Source organism: Escherichia sp. MOD1-EC6300, assembly GCF_002965045.1.
Classification (GTDB): domain Bacteria; phylum Pseudomonadota; class Gammaproteobacteria; order Enterobacterales; family Enterobacteriaceae; genus Escherichia; species Escherichia coli_F.
Genome location: NZ_PTRH01000026.1, coordinates 1 through 22,018, shown reverse-complemented (window position 1 = coordinate 22,018; position 22,018 = coordinate 1). Strand labels below are relative to the sequence as shown.

The following is a 22,018-nucleotide window of genomic DNA, read 5'->3' as shown; positions in this document are numbered from 1 at the left end:
ACGCTTTCAGAAAAGTCCATAAAGCCGCGATGAACCTCAGTTAAGAAAATTATGGTCTACACTGAAAATTACATCGAATTCTAATGGGGGATCATATGTTTAACCGACCGAACCGCAACGACGTTGATGATGGCGTGCAGGATATCCAGAATGATGTCAATCAATTAGCTGACAGCCTCGAATCTGTATTGAAGTCCTGGGGCAGCGACGCCAAAGGGGAAGCCGAAGCCGCTCGTAGTAAAGCGCAGGCTCTACTGAAAGAAACCAGAGCGCGAATGCATGGTCGTACTCGCGTTCAGCAAGCCGCGCGCGATGCCGTTGGCTGCGCGGATTCTTTTGTTCGTGAAAGACCCTGGTGTAGCGTGGGTACAGCAGCTGCGGTTGGTATTTTTATCGGCGCACTGTTAAGCATGCGCAAATCGTAGTGCAACAATGATAATAAATACGCGTCTTGACCCCGGAACCTGATTTCGGGGTTTTTTAGCTTAAGGCTTTACGTAATTGTTGTGCTACCTGTCGCGCCATACCTTCGTTAACGATATTGGTAAACGAGAGAAGTAATCCACCTTCCCCACTTGAGCGGATACGCCAGTCGCTAAGTGCCTGCACCGCAAGGCCTGCAGCATTGGCTTTACGCGCATGGGCAATATCATCGCCCATCATTCTGATCACCATCTGGATACCACCTTTCTGCGGCACAACCTGAAATCCCTGCTGCGTCAACGCTTGCTCAATCCATTGCCGACGTTGAGCATAATGCTGACGCATTTTCTTCAGATGCCGCCAGAAATGCCCCTCGCGAAGAAAGTCTGCCAGTGTGTTCTGCCATAGAACAGGTACCGCACATGGAGCCAGTGACGCCTGGTGGCGGAATTGTGCAATTTGCTTCACCGGCACCACCAGCCACGCACAGCGCAATGCAGGAAATAGTGCTTTGCTGAATGTTCCGGCATAAATTACCCGCTGCGGTGCATCGAGACTTTTTAACGCCGGTAACGGCTTACCGTGATAGCGAAACTCACTGTCATAATCATCTTCAATAATCCATGCCTGACTACGCTCTGCCCATTCCAGTATCTGATGCCTGCGCGCTAAAGAGAGCGCCACACCCAGCGGGCTTTGGTGTGCTGGTGTTATCAGGGCAAAACACGCATCAGGATAATTTTGTATTCCGCTTGTGATATCCAGTCCGTTGTCATCAACCGGCACAGGCAAAATTTCCACACCGTGGCGAGTGACAATCGGGCGAATCAGTGGAAAGCCGGGATCTTCCATCCACATCCCGTTTCCCGGTTTCGCCAGCGCGTGCAGAATTAAAGCCATTGAGGCCGCATAACCGTGAGTGATAAAGACCTGCTCTGGCTGACAATCAATCCCACGTGAAACGCGTAAGTAATCAACTATTGCCTCACGCAACGCCGCCTCACCGCAGACATCGCCTAACGCCAAATCAAAGCGCGTCTGGGTACGAAGGCGACGCCCCATCACCCGCGCCCACAGCTCTCGCGGAAAGAGATCGAGTGCGGGTAATCCCATTTGAAATGGCAACGGTTGCTGACTTTCACCGGCAAAAGACACAACTTGTACAGTAGATTGTTGCGGATATATCTGCTCACTGACAAATGTGCCAGCCTGTCCCCGCCTGATCAGCCATCCTTGCGCCACCAGCTCAGCATACGCATTTTCGACAGTGGATCGAGACACCCCCAGTTCCTGCGACCAGGTACGACTTGAAGGTAGCCTTGCGCCGGGTTTCAGTTCCCCTTGCTCAATAGCCGTTTTTAACTGACGGGCGATATCCTGATAGCGCGGCATATGGTCTGCTTTTTTAGGTAATTTATGGCTCTCTTTAGCAGTCCATTATAGTGCTACATTGCGGGCGTTAATAAGAGGAGAAACTGTATGACTACATTACGTCAGCCTTACTACGAACTTAGCCCAACGGTATATAACGCGCTGGTGCAGGCCAAAACGGCGCTGGAAAATAGCACGCTGGAAACTACGCTGATGGAGTTAGTTTATTTGCGCGTCTCGCAAATCAATGGTTGCGCATTTTGTCTGGAGATGCACAGCAAAGCATTACGCAAATCCGGTGTGCCGCAGCATAAGCTGGATGCCCTGGCAGGCTGGCGCGTAAGCCATCATTTTGACGATCGCGAGCGGGCGGCGCTGGCATGGGCGGAATCGGTGACCGATATTGCCCGAACCCATGCGGAAGACGACGTTTATCAGCCTTTGCTTGAGCATTTCAGCGCAGCAGAAATCAGCGACTTAACATTTGCCATCGGGCTGATGAATTGCTTTAACCGCCTGGCCGTTTCCATGCGGATGTAACTTCCTGATGCCGGGCAATCGCCCGGCAAAAAAACACAAAATCCCCTACCCCGTTGAGCCATTCATCGGTGGTGTAATCAATCTAAAATTCCCATATCTTGTATGGTTGAATCTTTTTTCAACTACATCTAGTATCTCTGTATCAACAGAGAGACAACCCGACGCGTATCATCGCGCCGTATCTTCATTTTAAACGGAAATACGAATCATGCGCATTACTATTTACACTCGTAACGATTGCGTTCAGTGCCACGCCACCAAACGGGCGATGGAAAACCGGGGCTTTGATTTTGAAATGATTAATGTCGATCGCGTTCCTGAAGCGGCGGAAGCGTTACGTGCTCAGGGCTTTCGTCAGTTGCCGGTAGTGATTGCAGGAGATCTTAGCTGGTCTGGTTTCCGCCCGGACATGATCAATCGTCTGCATCCAGCGCCACACGCGGCCAGTGCATGAGCCAACTCGTCTACTTTTCCAGCAGCTCCGAAAATACGCAGCGTTTTATCGAACGTTTAGGACTGCCCGCGGTGCGCATCCCGCTCAATGAGCGGGAACGGATTCAGGTAGACGAGCCTTACATCCTGATCGTGCCCTCTTACGGCGGCGGCGGTACGGCTGGCGCGGTGCCACGGCAGGTCATTCGCTTTTTAAACGACGAGCACAACCGGGCGTTGCTTCGCGGCGTTATTGCTTCGGGTAATCGCAACTTTGGTGAGGCGTATGGCCGCGCCGGAGATGTGATTGCCCGGAAATGCGGCGTGCCGTGGCTGTACCGCTTTGAACTCATGGGTACGCAAAGCGATATCGAAAACGTTCGTAAAGGAGTAACCGAATTTTGGCAACGACAACCGCAGAACGCCTGACGCAGGAAACGATGGATTACCACGCTCTGAATGCGATGCTTAATATTTACGATAACGCGGGTCGCATTCAGTTCGATAAAGACCGCCAGGCAGTAGATGCATTTTTGGCGACGCATGTACGCCCGAATAGCGTGACCTTCAGCAGCCAACAGCAGCGCCTGAACTGGCTGGTCAACGAGGGTTACTATGATGAAAGCGTCCTCAACCGTTACTCTCGCGAATTTGTCATTACGCTATTTGCCCACGCACACGCCAGCGGTTTTCGTTTTCAGACATTCCTCGGAGCATGGAAGTTTTACACCAGCTATACGTTGAAGACATTCGACGGTAAGCGTTATCTGGAAGATTTTGCCGATCGAGTCACGATGGTGGCGCTGACGCTGGCACAAGGCGATAAAACACTGGCGACGCAACTGACCGATGAGATGCTGTCAGGACGCTTTCAGCCTGCAACACCGACATTCCTCAACTGTGGTAAGCAGCAGCGCGGCGAACTGGTTTCCTGTTTTTTGCTGCGTATTGAAGACAATATGGAGTCGATTGGCCGGGCGGTAAATTCCGCACTACAACTGTCGAAACGCGGCGGCGGCGTGGCATTTTTGCTGTCGAATCTGCGGGAAGCGGGCGCGCCAATTAAACGTATTGAAAATCAATCTTCTGGCGTGATTCCGGTGATGAAAATGCTGGAAGACGCATTTTCCTATGCCAACCAGCTCGGCGCGCGTCAGGGTGCTGGCGCAGTCTATTTACATGCCCATCATCCCGATATACTGCGTTTTCTCGATACAAAGCGGGAAAATGCCGACGAGAAAATCCGCATTAAAACACTGTCGCTGGGCGTGGTTATCCCGGATATCACCTTCCATCTGGCAAAAGAGAATGCGCAGATGGCACTGTTTTCGCCCTATGACGTTGAGCGTGTTTATGGCAAGCCGTTTGCCGATATCGCCATCAGTGAACACTATGACGAACTGGTTGCCGATGAGCGAATCCGCAAAAAATACATCAACGCCCGTGATTTCTTCCAGCGACTGGCGGAGATCCAGTTTGAGTCCGGCTATCCCTACATCATGTATGAAGACACGGTTAACCGTGCTAACCCTATTGCCGGGCGTATAAATATGAGCAATCTCTGCTCAGAAATTTTGCAGGTTAACAGCGCCTCAGAGTATGACGAGAATCTCGACTATGCCCGCACAGGCCATGATATTTCCTGCAATTTAGGTTCGTTGAATATTGCCCACACCATGGATTCCCCCGATTTTGCCCGCACGGTAGAGATCGCCGTACGCGGTTTAACTGCGGTGTCAGATATGAGTCATATTCGCAGCGTGCCGTCCATCGAAGCCGGAAATGCCGCCTCACACGCTATCGGTCTGGGGCAGATGAATTTACACGGTTATCTGGCGCGAGAAGGCATCGCCTATGGTTCGCCGGAAGCACTGGATTTCACCAATCTCTATTTCTACACCATCACCTGGCACGCGCTGCGTACCTCAATGTTGCTGGCGCGCGAACGCGGTGAAACCTTCGCCGGGTTCAAACAGTCACGCTATGCCAGCGGTGAATATTTTAGCCAATATCTGCAAGGTAACTGGCAACCGAAAACGGCGAAAGTTGGCGAGTTGTTTGCTCGTAGCAGCATCACGTTACCTACCCGCGAAATGTGGGCGCAACTGCGCGACGACGTGATGCGCTATGGCATTTACAACCAGAATCTCCAGGCAGTGCCGCCAACCGGCTCCATCTCTTATATCAACCATGCCACGTCGAGTATTCATCCGATTGTGGCGAAAGTAGAGATACGCAAAGAAGGCAAAACAGGACGCGTTTACTACCCTGCCCCATTTATGACTAACGAGAATCTGGCGCTGTATCAGGACGCTTACGAAATCGGCGCAGAAAAGATCATCGACACCTACGCCGAAGCGACTCGCCATGTCGATCAGGGGCTGTCGCTGACACTGTTTTTCCCCGATACCGCCACCACTCGCGATATCAACAAAGCGCAGATTTACGCCTGGCGCAAAGGTATCAAAACGCTCTACTACATCCGCCTGCGTCAGATGGCGCTGGAAGGCACTGAAATTGAAGGCTGCGTCTCCTGTGCACTTTAAGGAATATCTATGAAACTCTCACGTATCAGCGCCATCAACTGGAACAAGATAACAGACGATAAAGATCTGGAGGTGTGGAATCGCCTGACCAGCAATTTCTGGCTACCAGAAAAGGTGCCGCTGTCGAACGATATTCCTGCATGGCAGACATTAAGTGTCGTAGAACAACAACTGACGATGCGCGTTTTTACTGGCCTGACGCTGCTCGACACGCTGCAAAATGTTATCGGCGCGCCTTCGCTGATGCCCGATGCACTCACGCCCCATGAAGAGGCGGTATTATCAAATATCAGCTTTATGGAAGCGGTTCATGCCCGCTCTTACAGTTCGATTTTCTCGACGCTGTGCCAGACCAAAGATGTCGATGCCGCCTACGCCTGGAGTGAAGAAAACGCGCCGTTGCAGCGAAAAGCACAGATTATTCAGCAACATTATCGCGGTGATAATCCGCTGAAAAAGAAAATCGCCAGTGTGTTTCTTGAATCTTTTTTGTTCTATTCCGGTTTCTGGCTGCCTATGTATTTTTCCAGTCGCGGAAAGCTAACTAATACCGCAGACCTGATCCGTCTGATTATCCGCGATGAAGCAGTGCACGGTTATTACATCGGCTATAAATATCAGAAAAACCTTGAAAAGATCTCCCTGGCGCAACGTGAAGAGTTGAAGAGTTTCGCCTTCGATTTGCTACTGGAACTTTACGACAACGAGTTGCAATACACCGATGAATTGTACGCCGAAACCACATGGGCTGACGATGTGAAAGCGTTTCTCTGTTACAACGCCAATAAGGCGTTGATGAATCTGGGCTACGAACCGCTTTTCCCGGCAGAAATGGCGGAAGTGAATCCGGCAATCCTCGCCGCGCTTTCGCCGAATGCCGATGAAAATCACGATTTCTTTTCCGGTTCAGGCTCTTCATATGTGATGGGAAAAGCGGTCGAAACAGAAGATGAAGACTGGAATTTCTGAGTGTGTTATTTTCAAAAATATCACCAACCACAGTAGGGAAATAATTCCTGCCAAATAGCTTTTTATCACGCAAATATTTTGTGGTGATCTACACTGATACTCTGTTGCATTATTCGCCTGAAACCACAATATTCAGGCGTTTTTTCGCTATCTATGACAAAAAAATATCAACTTTCTCGATTTGCTCTCAGCCCTTATATCATGGGAAATTCCGGCGATTTGCTCGCATCAATATTCATGCCACATTTGCCATCAGGGGTTGCCTCAGATTCTCAGTATGTTAGGGTAGAAAAAAGTGACTATTTCCATTGGGTAATGTATCGACATAAACAAATAACAGGAATCTTTCTATTGCATGGCAATTAAATTAGAAATTAAAAATCTCTATAAAATATTTGGCGAGCATCCTCAGCGAGCGTTCAAATATATCGAACAAGGACTTTCAAAAGAACAAATTCTGGAAAAAACCGGGCTATCGCTTGGCGTAAAAGACGCCAGTCTGGCCATTGAAGAAGGCGAGATATTTGTCATCATGGGATTATCCGGTTCGGGTAAATCCACAATGGTACGCCTTCTCAATCGCCTGATTGAACCCACCCGCGGGCAAGTGCTGATTGATGGTGTGGATATTGCCAAAATATCCGACGCCGAACTCCGTGAGGTGCGCAGAAAAAAGATTGCGATGGTCTTCCAGTCCTTTGCCTTAATGCCGCATATGACCGTGCTGGACAATACTGCATTCGGTATGGAATTGGCCGGAATTAATGCCGAAGAACGCCGGGAAAAAGCCCTTGATGCACTGCGTCAGGTCGGGCTGGAAAATTATGCCCATAGCTACCCGGACGAACTCTCTGGTGGGATGCGTCAACGCGTCGGATTAGCCCGCGCATTAGCAATTAATCCGGATATATTATTAATGGACGAAGCCTTCTCGGCGCTTGATCCATTAATTCGCACTGAGATGCAGGATGAGCTGGTAAAATTACAGGCGAAACATCAACGTACCATTGTCTTTATTTCTCACGATCTCGACGAAGCGATGCGTATTGGCGACCGAATTGCCATTATGCAAAATGGTGAAGTGGTGCAGGTTGGCACACCGGATGAAATTCTCAATAATCCGGCGAATGATTATGTCCGTACCTTCTTCCGTGGCGTTGATATTAGTCAGGTATTCAGTGCGAAAGATATTGCCCGTCGGACACCGAATGGCTTAATTCGTAAAACCCCTGGCTTCGGCCCACGTTCGGCATTGAAATTATTGCAGGATGAAGACCGCGAATATGGCTACGTTATCGAACGCGGTAATAAGTTTGTCGGCGCTGTGTCTATCGATTCGCTTAAAACCGCGTTAACGCAGCAGCAAGGTCTTGATGCGGCGCTGATTGATGCGCCATTAGCAGTCGATGCGCAAACGCCTCTTAGCGAGTTGCTCTCTCATGTCGGACAAGCGCCCTGTGCGGTGCCCGTGGTCGACGAGGACCAACAGTATGTCGGCATCATTTCGAAAGGAATGCTGCTGCGCGCTTTAGATCGTGAGGGGGTAAATAATGGCTGATCAAAATAATCCGTGGGATACCACGCCAGCGGCGGACAGTGCTGCACAATCTGCAGACGCCTGGGGTACACCGGCGACTGCACCGACTGACGGCGGTGGCGCTGACTGGCTGACCAGTACGCCTGCGCCAAACGTCGAGCATTTTAATATTCTCGATCCGTTCCATAAAACGCTAATCCCGCTCGACAGTTGGGTCACTGAAGGGATCGACTGGGTCGTTACCCATTTTCGTCCCGTCTTTCAGGGCGTGCGCGTTCCGGTTGATTACATCCTCAACGGTTTCCAGCAATTGCTGCTGGGTATGCCCGCGCCGGTGGCGATTATCGTTTTCGCTCTCATCGCCTGGCAGATTTCCGGGGTCGGAATGGGCGTGGCGACTCTGGTTTCGCTGATTGCCATCGGCGCAATCGGTGCCTGGTCGCAGGCCATGGTTACCCTGGCGCTGGTGTTAACCGCCCTGCTGTTCTGTATCGTCATAGGTTTGCCGTTGGGGATCTGGCTGGCGAGAAGTCCGCGAGCGGCGAAAATTATTCGTCCACTGCTTGATGCCATGCAGACCACGCCAGCGTTTGTTTATCTGGTGCCAATCGTCATGCTGTTTGGTATCGGCAACGTGCCGGGCGTAGTGGTGACTATAATCTTTGCTCTGCCGCCGATTATCCGTCTGACGATTCTTGGTATTAATCAGGTTCCGGCGGATTTAATTGAAGCCTCGCGCTCATTCGGTGCCAGCCCGCGTCAAATGCTGTTCAAAGTTCAGTTACCGCTGGCGATGCCGACCATAATGGCGGGCGTTAACCAGACGCTGATGCTGGCCCTTTCTATGGTGGTCATCGCCTCGATGATTGCCGTCGGCGGGCTGGGTCAGATGGTACTTCGCGGTATCGGTCGTCTGGATATGGGGCTTGCCACCGTTGGCGGCGTCGGGATTGTGATCCTCGCCATTATCCTCGACCGCCTGACGCAGGCCGTTGGGCGCGACTCACGCAGTCGCGGCAACCGTCGCTGGTACACCACTGGCCCTGTCGGTCTGCTGACCCGCCCATTCATTAAGTAACTCTGCACTTGCCCGGTGACGCCGGGCATTTTCACCCTGCCAAAAAAAGGAATAACAATGCGACATAGCGTACTTTTTGCGACAGCGTTTGCCACGCTTATCTCTACACAAACTTTTGCTGCCGATCTGCCGGGCAAAGGTATTACTGTTAATCCAGTTCAGAGCACCATCACTGAAGAAACCTTCCAGACGCTGCTGGTCAGTCGTGCACTGGAGAAATTAGGTTATACCGTCAATAAACCCAGCGAAGTGGATTACAACGTTGGCTACACCTCACTTGCTTCCGGCGATGCAACCTTCACCGCCGTGAACTGGACGCCGCTGCATGACAACATGTACGAAGCTGCCGGTGGCGATAAGAAATTTTATCGTGAAGGGGTATTCGTTAACGGCGCGGCACAGGGTTACCTGATCGATAAGAAAACCGCCGACCAGTACAAAATCACCAACATCGCGCAACTGAAAGATCCGAAGATCGCCAAACTGTTCGATACCAACGGCGACGGTAAAGCGGATTTAACCGGCTGTAACCCAGGCTGGGGCTGCGAAGGTGCGATCAACCACCAGCTTGCCGCGTATGGACTGACCAATACCGTAACCCATAATCAGGGGAACTACGCAGCGATGATGGCTGACACCATCAGTCGTTACAAAGAGGGTAAGCCGGTGTTTTACTACACCTGGACGCCGTACTGGGTGAGTAACGAACTGAAACCGGGGAAAGATGTGGTCTGGTTGCAGGTGCCGTTCTCCGCACTGCCGGGCGATAAAAATGCCGATACCAAACTGCCGAATGGCGCGAATTACGGCTTCCCGGTCAGTACCATGCATATCGTTGCCAACAAAGCCTGGGCCGAGAAAAACCCGGCAGCAGCGAAACTGTTTGCCATTATGCAGTTGCCGGTGGCAGACATTAACGCCCAGAACGCCATCATGCATGACGGCAAAGCCTCAGAAGGCGATATTCAGGGACACGTTGATGGCTGGATCAAAGCCCACCAGCAGCAGTTCGATGGCTGGGTGAATGAGGCGCTGGCAGCGCAGAAGTAATTTTTATTCGGGCGGATAAGGCGCTTTTGCCTCATCCGCCACTCTGTACACAATGCCTGATGCGATGCGGCCGCGTCTTATCATGCCTACAAACCACACCGCACATTTCAACAATCTATCTTTCATCCCATATTCATCAACATCCGCTATTATTGATTTCCAGCTTAATCATCACCTGATGAACAAAAATAATGACTAAACCTAATCATGAGCTTAGCCCGGCACTGATCGTGCTGATGTCTATCGCCACCGGTCTGGCGGTAGCCAGTAACTATTACGCCCAGCCATTACTCGACACCATCGCGCGTAACTTTTCCCTTTCCGCCAGTTCGGCGGGCTTTATTGTTACCGCCGCGCAGTTGGGCTATGCCGCAGGTCTGCTGTTTCTTGTTCCCCTCGGTGATGTGTTTGAACGCCGCCGCCTGATTGTCTCGATGACCTTACTGGCAGCGGGCGGTATGTTGATTACCGCCAGCAGTCAGTCGCTGGCGATGATGATCCTCGGTACGGCATTAACCGGTTTATTCTCGGTCGTGGCACAAATTCTGGTTCCGCTGGCAGCGACGCTGGCTTCACCGGACAAACGCGGCAAAGTGGTCGGCACCATTATGAGCGGGCTGCTGTTGGGGATCTTGCTGGCACGAACCGTTGCCGGGTTGCTGGCAAACCTCGGCGGCTGGCGCACCGTCTTTTGGGTTGCCTCGGTGTTAATGGCACTGATGGCGCTGGCATTATGGCGTGGTCTGCCACAAATGAAATCAGAAACCCACCTCAACTACCCACAGTTGCTTGGTTCCGTTTTCAGCATGTTTATCAGCGATAAAATTCTGCGCACCCGCGCGTTGCTGGGCTGCCTGACCTTTGCCAACTTCAGCATTCTCTGGACCTCAATGGCCTTTTTGCTCGCCGCTCCGCCTTTTAATTACAGCGATGGCGTAATTGGTCTGTTTGGACTCGCGGGAGCTGCCGGAGCGTTGGGCGCTCGTCCGGCGGGCGGTTTTGCCGATAAGGGCAAATCGCACCACACCACAACTTTCGGTCTGCTGCTGCTGTTACTTTCATGGCTGGCGATCTGGTTTGGTCACACTTCCGTACTGGCCTTGATTATCGGCATCCTGGTGCTGGATCTCACCGTGCAGGGCGTGCATATCACTAACCAGACGGTAATTTATCGAATACACCCTGATGCGCGTAATCGCCTGACTGCAGGTTACATGACCAGCTACTTTATTGGCGGTGCCGCCGGTTCGCTAATTTCAGCCTCAGCCTGGCAACATGGCGGTTGGGCTGGCGTTTGTCTGGCTGGCGCGACGATTGCCCTGGTTAACTTACTGGTCTGGTGGCGAGGTTTTCATCGTCAGGAAGCCGCAATTTAAGCAATCAGCAACCGTTTTCGTGGCTTTACACTTATAAGGGTGTTAAGAAGCCCATCAGTCTGATAAGGTTAAGATATTCATTCAGTCTATTTATAATATTAACAATCGTTAAGCGTACACTCTATGGAAAGCCCTACTCCACAGCCTGCTCCTGGTTCGGCGACCTTCATGGAAGGATGCAAAGACAGTTTACCGATTGTTATTAGTTATATTCCGGTGGCCTTTGCGTTCGGTCTGAATGCGACCCGTCTGGGATTCTCTCCTCTCGAAAGCGTTTTTTTCTCCTGCATCATTTATGCAGGCGCGAGCCAGTTCGTCATTACCGCGATGCTGGCAGCCGGGAGTAGTTTGTGGGTTGCTGCACTGACCGTCATGGCAATGGATGTTCGCCATGTTTTGTATGGCCCGTCACTGCGTAGCCGTATTATTCAGCGTCTGCAAAAATCGAAAACTGCCCTGTGGGCGTTTGGCCTGACGGATGAGGTTTTTGCCGCCGCAACCGCAAAACTGGTACGCAATAATCGCCGCTGGAGCGAGAACTGGATGATCGGCATTGCCTTCAGTTCATGGTCATCGTGGGTATTTGGTACGGTAATAGGGGCATTCTCCGGCAGCGGCTTGCTGCAAGGATATCCCGCCGTTGAAGCAGCATTAGGTTTTATGCTTCCGGCACTCTTTATGAGTTTCCTGCTCGCCTCTTTCCAGCGCAAACAATCTCTTTGCGTTACCGCAGCGTTAGTTGGTGCCCTTGCAGGCGTAACGCTATTTTCTATTCCCGTCGCCATTCTGGCAGGCATTGTCTGTGGCTGCCTCACTGCGTTAATCCAGGCATTCTGGCAAGGAGCGCCCGATGAGCTATGAGGTTCTGCTGCTTGGGTTACTGGTTGGCGCGGCGAATTATTGCTTCCGCTATTTGCCGCTGCGCCTGCGTGTGGGTAATGCCCGCCCAACCAAACGTGGCGCGGTAGGTATTTTGCTCGACACCATTGGCATCGCCTCGATATGCGCTCTGCTGGTTGTCTCTACCGCACCAGAAGTGATGCACGATACACGCCGTTTCGTGCCCACTCTGGTCGGCTTCGCGGTACTGGGTGCCAGTTTCTATAAAACACGCAGCATTATCATCCCAACACTGCTTAGTGCGCTGGCCTATGGGCTCGCCTGGAAAGTGATGGCGATTATATAACCCACAAGAATCATTTTTCTAAAACAATACATTTACTTTATTTGTCACTGTCGTTACTATATCGGCTGAAATTAATGAGGTCATACCCAAATGGATAGTTCGTTTACGCCCATTGAACAAATGCTAAAATTTCGCGCCAGCCGCCACGAAGATTTTCCTTATCAGGAGATCCTTCTGACCCGTCTTTGCATGCATATGCAAAGCAAGCTGCTGGAGAACCGCAATAAAATGCTGAAGGCTCAGGGGATTAACGAGACGTTGTTTATGGCGTTGATTACGCTGGAGTCTCAGGAAAACCACAGTATTCAGCCTTCTGAATTGAGTTGTGCTCTTGGATCATCCCGTACCAACGCGACGCGTATTGCCGATGAACTGGAAAAACGCGGTTGGATCGAACGTCGTGAAAGCGATAACGATCGCCGCTGCCTGCATCTGCAATTAACGGAAAAAGGTCACGAGTTTTTGCGCGAGGTTTTACCACCGCAGCATAATTGCCTGCATCAACTCTGGTCCGCGCTCAGCACAACAGAAAAAGATCAGCTCGAGCAAATCACCCGCAAATTGCTCTCCCGTCTCGACCAGATGGAACAAGACGGTGTGGTTCTCGAAGCGATGAGCTAACGCGTCATCTCGCTCAAAAATCCAGATTTATAAAAGAAAAAATGACTGGCCAGCATCGCAACATGCTGGCCTTTTTGGCAAGCAGGTCGGCTCAGCCGATGAGTTAAGAAGATCGTGGAGAACAATATGAGCGCAAATGCGGAGACTCAAACCCCGCAGCAACCGGTAAAGAAGAGCGGCAAACGTAAGCGTCTGCTCCTCCTTCTCACCTTGCTCTTTATAATTATTGCCGTAGCGATAGGGATTTATTGGTTTTTGGTACTGCGTCATTTCGAAGAAACCGATGACGCATACGTGGCAGGGAATCAGATTCAAATTATGTCTCAGGTGTCTGGCAGCGTGACGAAAGTCTGGGCCGATAACACCGATTTTGTAAAAGAAGGCGATGTTCTGGTCACTCTCGACCCGACAGATGCTCGCCAGGCGTTTGAAAAAGCCAAAACGGCACTGGCTTCCAGCGTTCGCCAAACCCACCAGCTGATGATTAACAGCAAGCAGTTGCAGGCGAATATTGAGGTGCAGAAAATCGCCCTCGCGAAAGCACAAAGCGACTACAACCGCCGTGTGCCGCTGGGCAATGCCAACCTGATTGGTCGCGAAGAGCTGCAACACGCCCGCGACGCCGTCACCAGTGCCCAGGCGCAACTGGACGTCGCTATTCAACAATACAATGCCAATCAGGCGATGATTCTGGGGACTAAACTGGAAGATCAGCCTGCCGTGCAACAGGCTGCCACCGAAGTACGTAACGCCTGGCTGGCGCTGGAGCGTACCCGTATTGTCAGTCCGATGACCGGTTATGTCTCCCGCCGCGCGGTACAGCCTGGGGCACAAATTAGCCCAACGACGCCGCTGATGGCGGTCGTTCCAGCCACCAATATGTGGGTGGATGCCAACTTTAAAGAGACGCAGATTGCCAATATGCGTATCGGTCAGCCGGTCACTATCACCACCGATATTTACGGCGATGATGTGAAATACACCGGTAAAGTGGTTGGTCTGGATATGGGCACAGGTAGCGCGTTCTCACTGCTTCCGGCGCAAAATGCTACCGGTAACTGGATCAAAGTCGTTCAGCGTCTGCCTGTTCGTATTGAACTGGACCAGAAACAGCTGGAGCAATACCCGCTGCGTATCGGTTTATCCACGCTGGTGAGCGTCAATACCACTAACCGTGACGGTCAGGTACTGGCAAATAAAGTACGTTCCACACCGGTTGCGGTAAGTACCGCGCGTGAAATCAGCCTGGCACCTGTCAATAAACTGATCGACGATATCGTAAAAGCTAACGCTGGCTAATCCAGAGGTGCGTGTGATGCAACAGCAAAAACCGCTGGAAGGCGCGCAACTGGTCATTATGACAATTGCGCTGTCACTGGCGACATTCATGCAGGTGCTGGACTCCACCATTGCTAACGTAGCGATCCCCACTATCGCCGGAAACCTGGGCTCATCGCTCAGCCAGGGAACGTGGGTAATCACTTCTTTCGGGGTGGCGAATGCCATCTCGATCCCGCTTACCGGCTGGCTGGCAAAACGTGTTGGGGAAGTGAAGCTGTTCCTCTGGTCGACCATCGCCTTCGCTATTGCATCGTGGGCATGTGGTGTCTCCAGCAGCCTGAATATGCTGATCTTCTTCCGCGTGATTCAGGGAATTGTCGCCGGGCCGTTGATCCCGCTTTCGCAAAGTCTATTGCTGAATAACTACCCGCCAGCCAAACGCTCGATCGCGCTGGCGTTGTGGTCGATGACGGTGATTGTCGCGCCAATTTGCGGCCCGATCCTCGGCGGTTATATCAGCGATAATTACCACTGGGGCTGGATATTCTTCATCAACGTGCCGATTGGCGTGGCGGTGGTGTTGATGACACTGCAAACCCTGCGCGGACGCGAAACCCGCACCGAACGGCGGCGGATTGATGCCGTGGGGCTGGCACTGCTGGTGATTGGTATCGGCAGCCTGCAGATTATGCTCGACCGGGGTAAAGAGCTGGACTGGTTTTCATCACAGGAAATTATCATCCTCACCGTGGTGGCGGTGGTGGCTATCAGCTTCCTGATTGTCTGGGAGCTGACCGACGATAACCCTATAGTCGATCTGTCGTTGTTTAAGTCGCGCAACTTCACCATCGGCTGCTTGTGTATCAGCCTCGCGTATATGCTCTACTTCGGCGCGATTGTTCTGCTGCCGCAGTTATTGCAAGAAGTCTACGGCTATACAGCAACCTGGGCGGGGCTTGCCTCTGCGCCGGTAGGGATTATTCCGGTGATCCTGTCGCCGATTATCGGCCGCTTCGCGCATAAACTGGATATGCGGCGGCTGGTAACCTTCAGCTTTATTATGTATGCCGTCTGCTTCTACTGGCGTGCCTATACCTTTGAACCGGGTATGGATTTTGGTGCGTCGGCCTGGCCGCAGTTTATCCAGGGCTTCGCGGTGGCCTGCTTCTTTATGCCGCTGACCACCATTACGCTGTCCGGTTTGCCACCGGAACGACTGGCGGCGGCATCGAGTCTCTCCAACTTTACGCGAACGCTGGCGGGATCTATCGGCACGTCCATTACGACGACTATGTGGACCAACCGCGAGTCGATGCACCACGCACAGTTAACCGAGTCGGTAAACCCGTTTAACCCGAACGCTCAGGCGATGTACAGCCAACTGGAAGGGCTGGGGATGACGCAACAACAGGCATCAGGCTGGATTGCCCAGCAGATCACTAATCAGGGGCTGATTATTTCCGCCAATGAGATCTTCTGGATGTCAGCCGGGATATTCCTCGTCCTGCTGGGGCTGGTGTGGTTTGCTAAACCGCCATTTGGCGCAGGTGGCGGCGGAGGCGGTGCGCACTAAGGTTGTCAAAGGGAGCTGCGGCTCCCTTTTTATTTGCTCATTCTGTAAACGGTTGTTTTATCATCTCAAACGGTGTATCTTTTCGCCGCCCCAAACTCTTCCATTCACCATTAATCGGTTCTGAGCATTCGCTCAGGTTGTTAACTCTCTTTTTTCTTCGCCCTCGCTTTCGCGGGTGATACTCACATTTTTCTTTTAACCCCATAACTCGCACCCACGCGGGCGTACATTTATTACACACAAAATAATGGATTATTATGATTATCCAACGTAAATACGGGAGAACCTGGCATTATCCCTTCTCCCCTGGCACCACCAGCGATGACCGCATTAACGCCAGTTACTGGCAAGATATGCAGGCAATTTCGCAGTTGGTACATACTGAAAAACTCGACGGCGAAAATAACTGTCTTAATCGCTTCGGCGTGTTTGCCCGTTCCCATGCCGCGCCAACGGAATCGGCATGGACCTATAAAATTCGCCAACGCTGGCAATCGCTGAAAAACGATCTCGGCGATCTGGAGTTGTTTGGTGAAAATCTTTATGCCGTTCATTCGATTGAATATCGCGCCCTGGAGCAGGATTTTTATCTGTTTGCCGTTCGCTGCCAGGATATGTGGCTGAGCTGGGAAGAGGTGCAGTTTTACGCCGCTCTGTTTGATTTCCCCTGCGTTCCCGAAATCTCCGGCCCGCAGCCGGGGAATGATGAAAAAAGCTGGCAACGTGATTTTCTGGCGCTGACCAATGCGCGCGGCGCGTTCGATCCCTGGGATACGCAAACCGGGCAACCCTGTACGCTGGAAGGCATTGTCAGCCGGAATAGTGATGCGTTTTCCGTCGCTGACTTTTCGCATAACGTCTTCAAGTATGTACGCAAAAATCATGTCAAAACCACCGAGCACTGGAAACGCCACTGGCGACGGGCGCGGATGGCCCATGAGTTCGCTTATGGAGAACAGTCATGATTTGGCAACTTACCGACGACAAACGCTGGTCGACGCTACGCCAGCGTTTTAGCTGGGTTGAGGATATGCATAACACGCCGCAAGACCCGGAGCATCATGGTGAAGGCGACGTTGGTGTGCATACTGAAATGGTGCTGAACGCACTCGTTGCGATGGCTGAGTTTCAGCAACTCCCCGCTCAGCAGCAGGAAATTTTATGGGCGGCGGCGTTATTGCATGACGTTGAAAAGCGCAGTACTACCGTGCAGGAAAACGGACGTATTCAGTCCCCTGGTCATGCTCGTCGGGGTGAATTGACGGCCCGACAAATTTTATGGCGCGATATCCCGACACCGTTCGTGCTACGCGAGCAAATTGTTGCACTGGTGCGTCTGCATGGGTTACCGCTATGGTTACTGGAACGTCCGGAACCGGAGCGTTTGCTGCTCACGGCTGCAATGCGTATCGACACGCGTCTGCTCGCTTTGCTTGCTCGTGCCGATCTGCTTGGTCGCCATTGTCATGATCAGCAATCAATGCTGGAACGCATCGATCTGTTCAAGCTATTTTGCCAGGAGCAACAATGCTGGGGAAAAGTGCGTTCATTCGCTTCGGATTCCGCACGCTGGCATTACCTGACCCATGAACAAAGTTCTCCTGATTTTGTTCCCTGGGAGGCTGAATCTTTTGAGGTTATTTTGCTGTGTGGTTTACCGGGTATGGGCAAAGATCGCTTTATCAGTGAACAGTGCCAGAGAGTGAACGTTATCAGCCTTGATGATATGCGGCGGCGAATCAATGCCAGTCCGGACGACAAAACCGCCACCGGGCGTATTGTGCAACAGGCAAAAGAAGAAGCGCGCGTTTTTTTACGCCAGAAGAAGCCGTTCATCTGGAATGCAACGAACATTACCCGCCAGTTGCGTAGCCAGCTCATCAGTCTGTTTACGGCTTACGGTGCACGAGTAAAAATCGTTTATCTGGAAGTACCGTGGGCGCAATGGAAGCAGCAAAATGCCAGGCGCGAGTATGCCGTTCCTGAAGCGGTCGTGATGCGGATGGCCTCAAGGCTGGAAGTTCCTCAACCTGATGAAGCACATAGCGTGGAATATCGGGTGACTGACAGGTAATAAAAACCGGGCGGTGATATCACCTGCCCGGCCTCTTCAATTGACTAGATGTGCAATTCCTGCAACTTTTCTTTCGGCAGCGCCAACTCTTCGTTGCTGTTGATGCGTACGTCACGTTCCAGGATATTACGCGCAATATCCTGCGCTTCCTGCAACGAATGCATCTGATAAGTACCACACTGGTAGACGTTCAGTTCCGGGATCTGATTCTGATCCTGCACTTTCAGCACGTCTTCCATTGCCGCTTTCCAGGCATCAGCAACACGCTGCTCATCTGGCGTACCAATCAGACTCATATAAAAACCGGTGCGGCAGCCCATTGGCGAGATATCGATAATCTCAACGCCATTACCGTTAAGATGGTTACGCATAAAACCAGCAAACAGGTGCTCCAGGGTATGGATCCCTCTTTCTGGCATCACTTCTTTGTTCGGCACGCAGAAGCGCAGATCGAACACGGTGATTGCGTCGCCATGCGGGGTGTTCATTGTTTTCGCCACCCGAACTGCAGGCGCTTCCATCCGGGTATGATCGACTGTGAAGCTATCTAACAACGGCATTTAGCCACCTCCGGTAATTTTTTTAAAAATTTTCTGAACTCTTTCTTCCCAGGCGAGTCTGAGTATATGAAAGACGCGCATTTGTTATCATCATCCCTGAATTCAGAGATGAAATTTTGGCCACTCACGAGTGGCCTTTTTCTTTTCTGTCAGGCGTGTTTTTCCAGCCACACCGCAAACGGTTCGGTATCAGCGGCTTCCATTTCCTGCTGACGGCGTACAGACGCCTCGCGCTCGGCTACAAAATCCTCTTCACGCAGAATTTCCAGCGGCTCTTCACGCAGCAGATTACGGTACGCTTCAGCAAACGCTTTACCTGTTCCGCCAATACCAGTATCAATCATAGACCTTAAGATACGGGCAGAGAAAGTCAGATCGGGATTATCGAAGCAGGCGACCAGTTCATCACACACTTTCTGGTACGCTTCGCCGCCGTTAATGCTATCCAGCGTTTGCGCCACGCGTTTCAGATCGCGGAACAAATCTTTCCCCACCTGCGGCAACGGGAACTGCGCGGTTTCGCAGCCGATACCCAGCGTCAGGCCCGGTTTGCGACCTTCGAGGATCACCCGGTTCCAGTTAACGCGTGTACAGGCAAGTTCGCTACTGCTCATTTCCGGTGCATCAGCCAGCGCACACCAGACCATAAACAGATCGAGGAATCGCACCTGTTGTTCATCTACACCAATCGGCGAGAACGGGTTGATGTCCAGCGAACGCACTTCAATATATTCAATGCCGCCACGTAACAACGCATCAGAAGGCGACTCGCCGCTGTGGGTCACACGTTTTGGACGAATCGGCGCGTACAGTTCGTTTTCAATCTGCAGCACATTGCTGTTGATTTGCAACCGCTTACCGTCTTTCTCAATACCAATCTTTGCGTACTCTTCCGATGGCGTTTTGATTGCCTGTTTAAGGCCCGCTACGTACTCGTAGAGATCGTTAAAGGTGATACCAAGATTGCTTTGCGATTTGTTGGTATAGCCAAGATCGCTCAAACGAAGAGAGGTCGCATACGGCAGGTAATACATACCGCACTCAGTTTTCTCAAACGGCAGCGACGTTGGTTTTCCTTGCAGGAAAGAAGAACAAATCGCCGGAGACGCGCCAAACAGATAAGGAATGACCCAACCGAAACGATAGTAATTGCGGATAACGCGGAAATAGCCCGCAGAAATTTTCTCTTTGGCATCAGCGCCCGAGATATCACCACACTTCGCTTGCCAGAATGCCATTGGCAAAGAGAAATTGTAGTGCACGCCGGAAATGGTTTGCATCAGCGCGCCGTAGCGATTTTTCAGCCCTTCACGGTACAGCGTTTTAAAGCGTCCAGTGTTAGAAGTGCCGTACTGTGCCAGTTCGATGTCCTGACCTTCTGCGATGTAGCATGGCATACTTAACGGCCACATCCGCTCATCTCCCATATTGCGCGCCGTATAACGATGCAGATCGCGCATAAAGGTCAACATATGTTCAATATCACCATCCACTGGTGTAATGAATTCCAGCAATGCTTCCGCAAAATCGGTAGTAATCCATTTGTGCGTCAGTGCGGAACCTAATGCTTCAGGATGACCTGTTGTTGCCAGTGTTCCATCAGCATTAACACGCAAAGTTTCGCGTTCCAGCCCACGCTGTATCCCCTTTAACGCCTGAGGATGTTTTTCCAGCCAGGCCAGCGCCTGTGATACGTCCGGGATCAAATTGACCTCCCGCCTGTCAAAATCGTTTTAATTAGCATAACTGTAATGGTGACCATGTGTGCAGGCCTACAATTAGTGCCACCACATCATGCCCTGAACGGTCGCTGCTGCAACTGCAACATAGCGTAACGCTTTACCAAGGCACAAAAAAAAGATTACTGGCCCCCAGGAGATGCGCATCCATCCCGCTAACAGACACAGTAAATCGCCAACCACGGGCATCCAGCTTAATAATAGCGTGACTGCACCATAGCGTTTCAGCCAGCCGGTAGCTTTCTCTTGCCAGCGCGATGTTTTACGCAATGGAAAGAAACGCCCAAGGATAACGTTAGTTAACCCTCCAAGGCTATTACCCATTGTTGCTGTTAAAACTAAAACCCAGGGATGACTTACCCCGGAAAGCAACATTGCAACCAGCACGACTTCGGAATTACCGGGTAATAGTGTAGCGCTGAGGAAACTACTGGCAAACAACGAGAAAAGCGATAAAGCTTCACTCACAGCAAGCGAACATCCACAGCGTCCATGCCTGCAGCACGGGCCGCCTGAATACCGAAATCGGCATCTTCAAAGACCACACACTGCGTTGGTTGCACGCCCATACGCTGCGCGCACAATAAAAATGTGTCTGGCGCAGGTTTATGATGTTTGACGTGATCGGCAGCAACGACGGCGTCAAAATAACGGCGTAATCCCAGGTGCGTTAGCAGTGCCTCAGCGATGGCGCTTTCACTCCCCGTTCCTACAGCCATTGGTCGACGTCCGTGCCAGCTTTTCACCACTTCAACAAGGGGGAGTGGTTCGACGCTATCGAGTAACATGCTTCTGACTGCTTCTGTTTTTTCACGCGCCAGCGCATGCGGGTCGAGATCGGCCTGATTCAGTTCAATAATCGCCTGAGCAATGCGCCACGTGGGCGAGCCATTAAGCGCAATCATCGCCTGAACATCGTACTGAAGACCGTAGTGCCCTAATACTTCGCGCCACGCTTTACGGTGCGTAGGCTCCGTATCCAGGATTGTGCCATCCATATCAAAAATTAAACCTGCATAACGCTCGTACATGGTCTTCTCGCAAGTCGAAAAATATGACGCTACTTTAGCGTAATTGCTTGATTTTGTCGCTGATGGCGAAGGAGAAGAATATTCAGGAAATGGATAAAATAGTTATTTAGAAATGAAATATTTTTGAAGGGGATTTTTTGCAGAAGATGGTGCATCCGGGAGGATGACTCACTGGCGTTCGCCCTTCGGGCCGTTGCTGCCGCAACGTTATCCTCCCTGGAGCAGACGGTGATTACCATCGCCTCTTCCATACCATCATCGCTGAAGATTACGGAGAATATGGTGCATCCGGGAGGATTCGAACCTCCGACCGCTCGGTTCGTAGCCGAGTACTCTATCCAGCTGAGCTACGGATGCATCGGGAGAAATTACTTTACTGCTGATATTGATACCGCTACTAAAGCCATATCAAATAAGAGATGGTGCATCCGGGAGGATTACTCGCCTTGCGGCTCGCCCTTCGGGCCGTTGCTAAAGCAACGTTATCCTTCCTGGTGCCTGCGGTTAATTCCGCTACCTCTTCGATATCTTCATTGCTGAAGATTTCGGAGAATATGGTGCATCCGGGAGGATTCGAACCTCCGACCGCTCGGTTCGTAGCCGAGTACTCTATCCAGCTGAGCTACGGATG

General features: G+C 51.5%; 22 protein-coding genes and 1 tRNA gene. 17 read left to right on the top strand and 6 right to left on the bottom strand.

The genetic code is table 11. The features are described 5' to 3' along the window. Positions 1–95: 95 nt before the first annotated feature. Positions 96–425: a DUF883 domain-containing protein gene (locus tag BGE37_RS23480; protein ID WP_001295174.1), complete on the top strand. Its 330-nt coding sequence runs from the start codon at positions 96–98 to the stop codon at positions 423–425. A 55-nt stretch (positions 426–480) separates the two neighbouring features. Here the strand turns inward: BGE37_RS23480 and pdxR are convergent, their stop codons facing one another. Beyond that, the gene (gene pdxR / locus BGE37_RS23475) at positions 481–1,815 is read right to left on the bottom strand and encodes a MocR-like pyridoxine biosynthesis transcription factor PdxR (protein WP_105282299.1); all 1,335 of its coding nucleotides are present in this window, start codon (positions 1,813–1,815) and stop codon (positions 481–483) included. 87 nt (positions 1,816–1,902) lie between these two features. Between pdxR and BGE37_RS23470 the strand changes: the two genes are divergently transcribed. From BGE37_RS23470 to BGE37_RS23385, 16 genes are all read left to right on the top strand, one after another. Continuing rightward, positions 1,903–2,334: a carboxymuconolactone decarboxylase family protein gene (locus BGE37_RS23470; RefSeq protein ID WP_000209820.1), complete on the top strand. Its 432-nt coding sequence runs from the start codon at positions 1,903–1,905 to the stop codon at positions 2,332–2,334. A gap of 208 nt (positions 2,335–2,542) precedes the next feature. Then, a complete protein-coding gene (gene nrdH / locus BGE37_RS23460) occupies positions 2,543–2,788 on the top strand; it encodes a glutaredoxin-like protein NrdH (protein ID WP_001223227.1) in 246 nt (81 codons plus the stop codon). Next, the gene (gene nrdI, locus BGE37_RS23455; RefSeq protein ID WP_000080947.1) at positions 2,785–3,195 is read left to right on the top strand and encodes a class Ib ribonucleoside-diphosphate reductase assembly flavoprotein NrdI; all 411 of its coding nucleotides are present in this window, start codon (positions 2,785–2,787) and stop codon (positions 3,193–3,195) included. Before nrdH ends, nrdI begins: the two co-directional genes overlap by 4 nt. After that, on the top strand, positions 3,168–5,312 hold the full coding sequence (nrdE, locus tag BGE37_RS23450) for a class 1b ribonucleoside-diphosphate reductase subunit alpha (protein WP_105288508.1): 2,145 nt from the start codon (positions 3,168–3,170) through the stop codon (positions 5,310–5,312). Before nrdI ends, nrdE begins: the two co-directional genes overlap by 28 nt. Positions 5,313–5,321: 9 nt before the next feature. Then, complete coding sequence (nrdF, locus tag BGE37_RS23445; protein WP_105288507.1) at positions 5,322–6,281, top strand: class 1b ribonucleoside-diphosphate reductase subunit beta; 960 nt, start codon at positions 5,322–5,324, stop codon at positions 6,279–6,281. 355 nt (positions 6,282–6,636) lie between these two features. Next, entirely contained in the window at positions 6,637–7,839 is a 1,203-nt protein-coding gene (gene proV / locus BGE37_RS23435) for a glycine betaine/L-proline ABC transporter ATP-binding protein ProV (protein WP_000985494.1), read from the top strand. Next, a complete protein-coding gene (gene proW, locus BGE37_RS23430; protein WP_000774978.1) occupies positions 7,832–8,896 on the top strand; it encodes a glycine betaine/L-proline ABC transporter permease ProW in 1,065 nt (354 codons plus the stop codon). The genes proV and proW overlap by 8 nt, the downstream gene beginning before the upstream one ends. A 57-nt stretch (positions 8,897–8,953) precedes the next feature. After that, a complete protein-coding gene (gene proX / locus BGE37_RS23425) occupies positions 8,954–9,946 on the top strand; it encodes a glycine betaine/L-proline ABC transporter substrate-binding protein ProX (protein ID WP_001216531.1) in 993 nt (330 codons plus the stop codon). Positions 9,947–10,137: 191 nt separating this feature from the next. Beyond that, positions 10,138–11,322 (top strand): MFS transporter, encoded by a 1,185-nt coding sequence (locus BGE37_RS23420; protein WP_105288506.1) that lies wholly within the window; start codon positions 10,138–10,140, stop codon positions 11,320–11,322. A gap of 123 nt (positions 11,323–11,445) precedes the next feature. Continuing rightward, entirely contained in the window at positions 11,446–12,183 is a 738-nt protein-coding gene (gene ygaZ / locus BGE37_RS23415) for an L-valine exporter subunit YgaZ (protein WP_000445658.1), read from the top strand. Next, entirely contained in the window at positions 12,173–12,508 is a 336-nt protein-coding gene (ygaH, locus tag BGE37_RS23410; protein WP_000119749.1) for an L-valine transporter subunit YgaH, read from the top strand. Before ygaZ ends, ygaH begins: the two co-directional genes overlap by 11 nt. A 90-nt stretch (positions 12,509–12,598) precedes the next feature. Then, entirely contained in the window at positions 12,599–13,129 is a 531-nt protein-coding gene (gene emrR / locus BGE37_RS23405) for a multidrug efflux transporter EmrAB transcriptional repressor EmrR (protein WP_000378442.1), read from the top strand. Positions 13,130–13,255: 126 nt separating this feature from the next. Continuing rightward, positions 13,256–14,428 carry a multidrug efflux MFS transporter periplasmic adaptor subunit EmrA gene (gene emrA / locus BGE37_RS23400; protein ID WP_001295175.1) on the top strand — a complete coding sequence of 391 codons (1,173 nt, stop codon included), beginning with the start codon at positions 13,256–13,258 and terminating at the stop codon, positions 14,426–14,428. A gap of 16 nt (positions 14,429–14,444) precedes the next feature. Next, positions 14,445–15,983, top strand: a complete 1,539-nt coding sequence (gene emrB, locus BGE37_RS23395) for a multidrug efflux MFS transporter permease subunit EmrB (protein WP_012599898.1) — start codon at positions 14,445–14,447, stop codon at positions 15,981–15,983. A 257-nt stretch (positions 15,984–16,240) separates the two neighbouring features. Continuing rightward, positions 16,241–16,948 (top strand): RNA ligase family protein, encoded by a 708-nt coding sequence (locus tag BGE37_RS23390; protein WP_088542227.1) that lies wholly within the window; start codon positions 16,241–16,243, stop codon positions 16,946–16,948. Then, positions 16,945–18,057: an AAA family ATPase gene (locus BGE37_RS23385; protein WP_105282297.1), complete on the top strand. Its 1,113-nt coding sequence runs from the start codon at positions 16,945–16,947 to the stop codon at positions 18,055–18,057. The genes BGE37_RS23390 and BGE37_RS23385 overlap by 4 nt, the downstream gene beginning before the upstream one ends. A gap of 44 nt (positions 18,058–18,101) precedes the next feature. Here the strand turns inward: BGE37_RS23385 and luxS are convergent, their stop codons facing one another. From luxS to BGE37_RS23355, 5 genes are all read right to left on the bottom strand, one after another. Continuing rightward, positions 18,102–18,617, bottom strand: coding sequence for an S-ribosylhomocysteine lyase (gene luxS / locus BGE37_RS23380; protein ID WP_001130208.1), 516 nt, complete (start codon positions 18,615–18,617; stop codon positions 18,102–18,104). A 149-nt stretch (positions 18,618–18,766) separates the two neighbouring features. Continuing rightward, positions 18,767–20,323 carry a glutamate--cysteine ligase gene (gene gshA / locus BGE37_RS23375; protein WP_000611789.1) on the bottom strand — a complete coding sequence of 519 codons (1,557 nt, stop codon included), beginning with the start codon at positions 20,321–20,323 and terminating at the stop codon, positions 18,767–18,769. Between the two features lie 72 nt (positions 20,324–20,395). After that, positions 20,396–20,824: a YqaA family protein gene (locus BGE37_RS23370; RefSeq protein WP_001287462.1), complete on the bottom strand. Its 429-nt coding sequence runs from the start codon at positions 20,822–20,824 to the stop codon at positions 20,396–20,398. Continuing rightward, positions 20,821–21,387 (bottom strand): fructose-1-phosphate/6-phosphogluconate phosphatase, encoded by a 567-nt coding sequence (yqaB, locus tag BGE37_RS23365; protein ID WP_032184973.1) that lies wholly within the window; start codon positions 21,385–21,387, stop codon positions 20,821–20,823. Before yqaB ends, BGE37_RS23370 begins: the two co-directional genes overlap by 4 nt. 280 nt (positions 21,388–21,667) lie before the next feature. Further along, positions 21,668–21,744: transfer RNA gene (locus BGE37_RS23355), tRNA-Arg, on the bottom strand. Positions 21,745–22,018 lie beyond the last annotated feature (274 nt).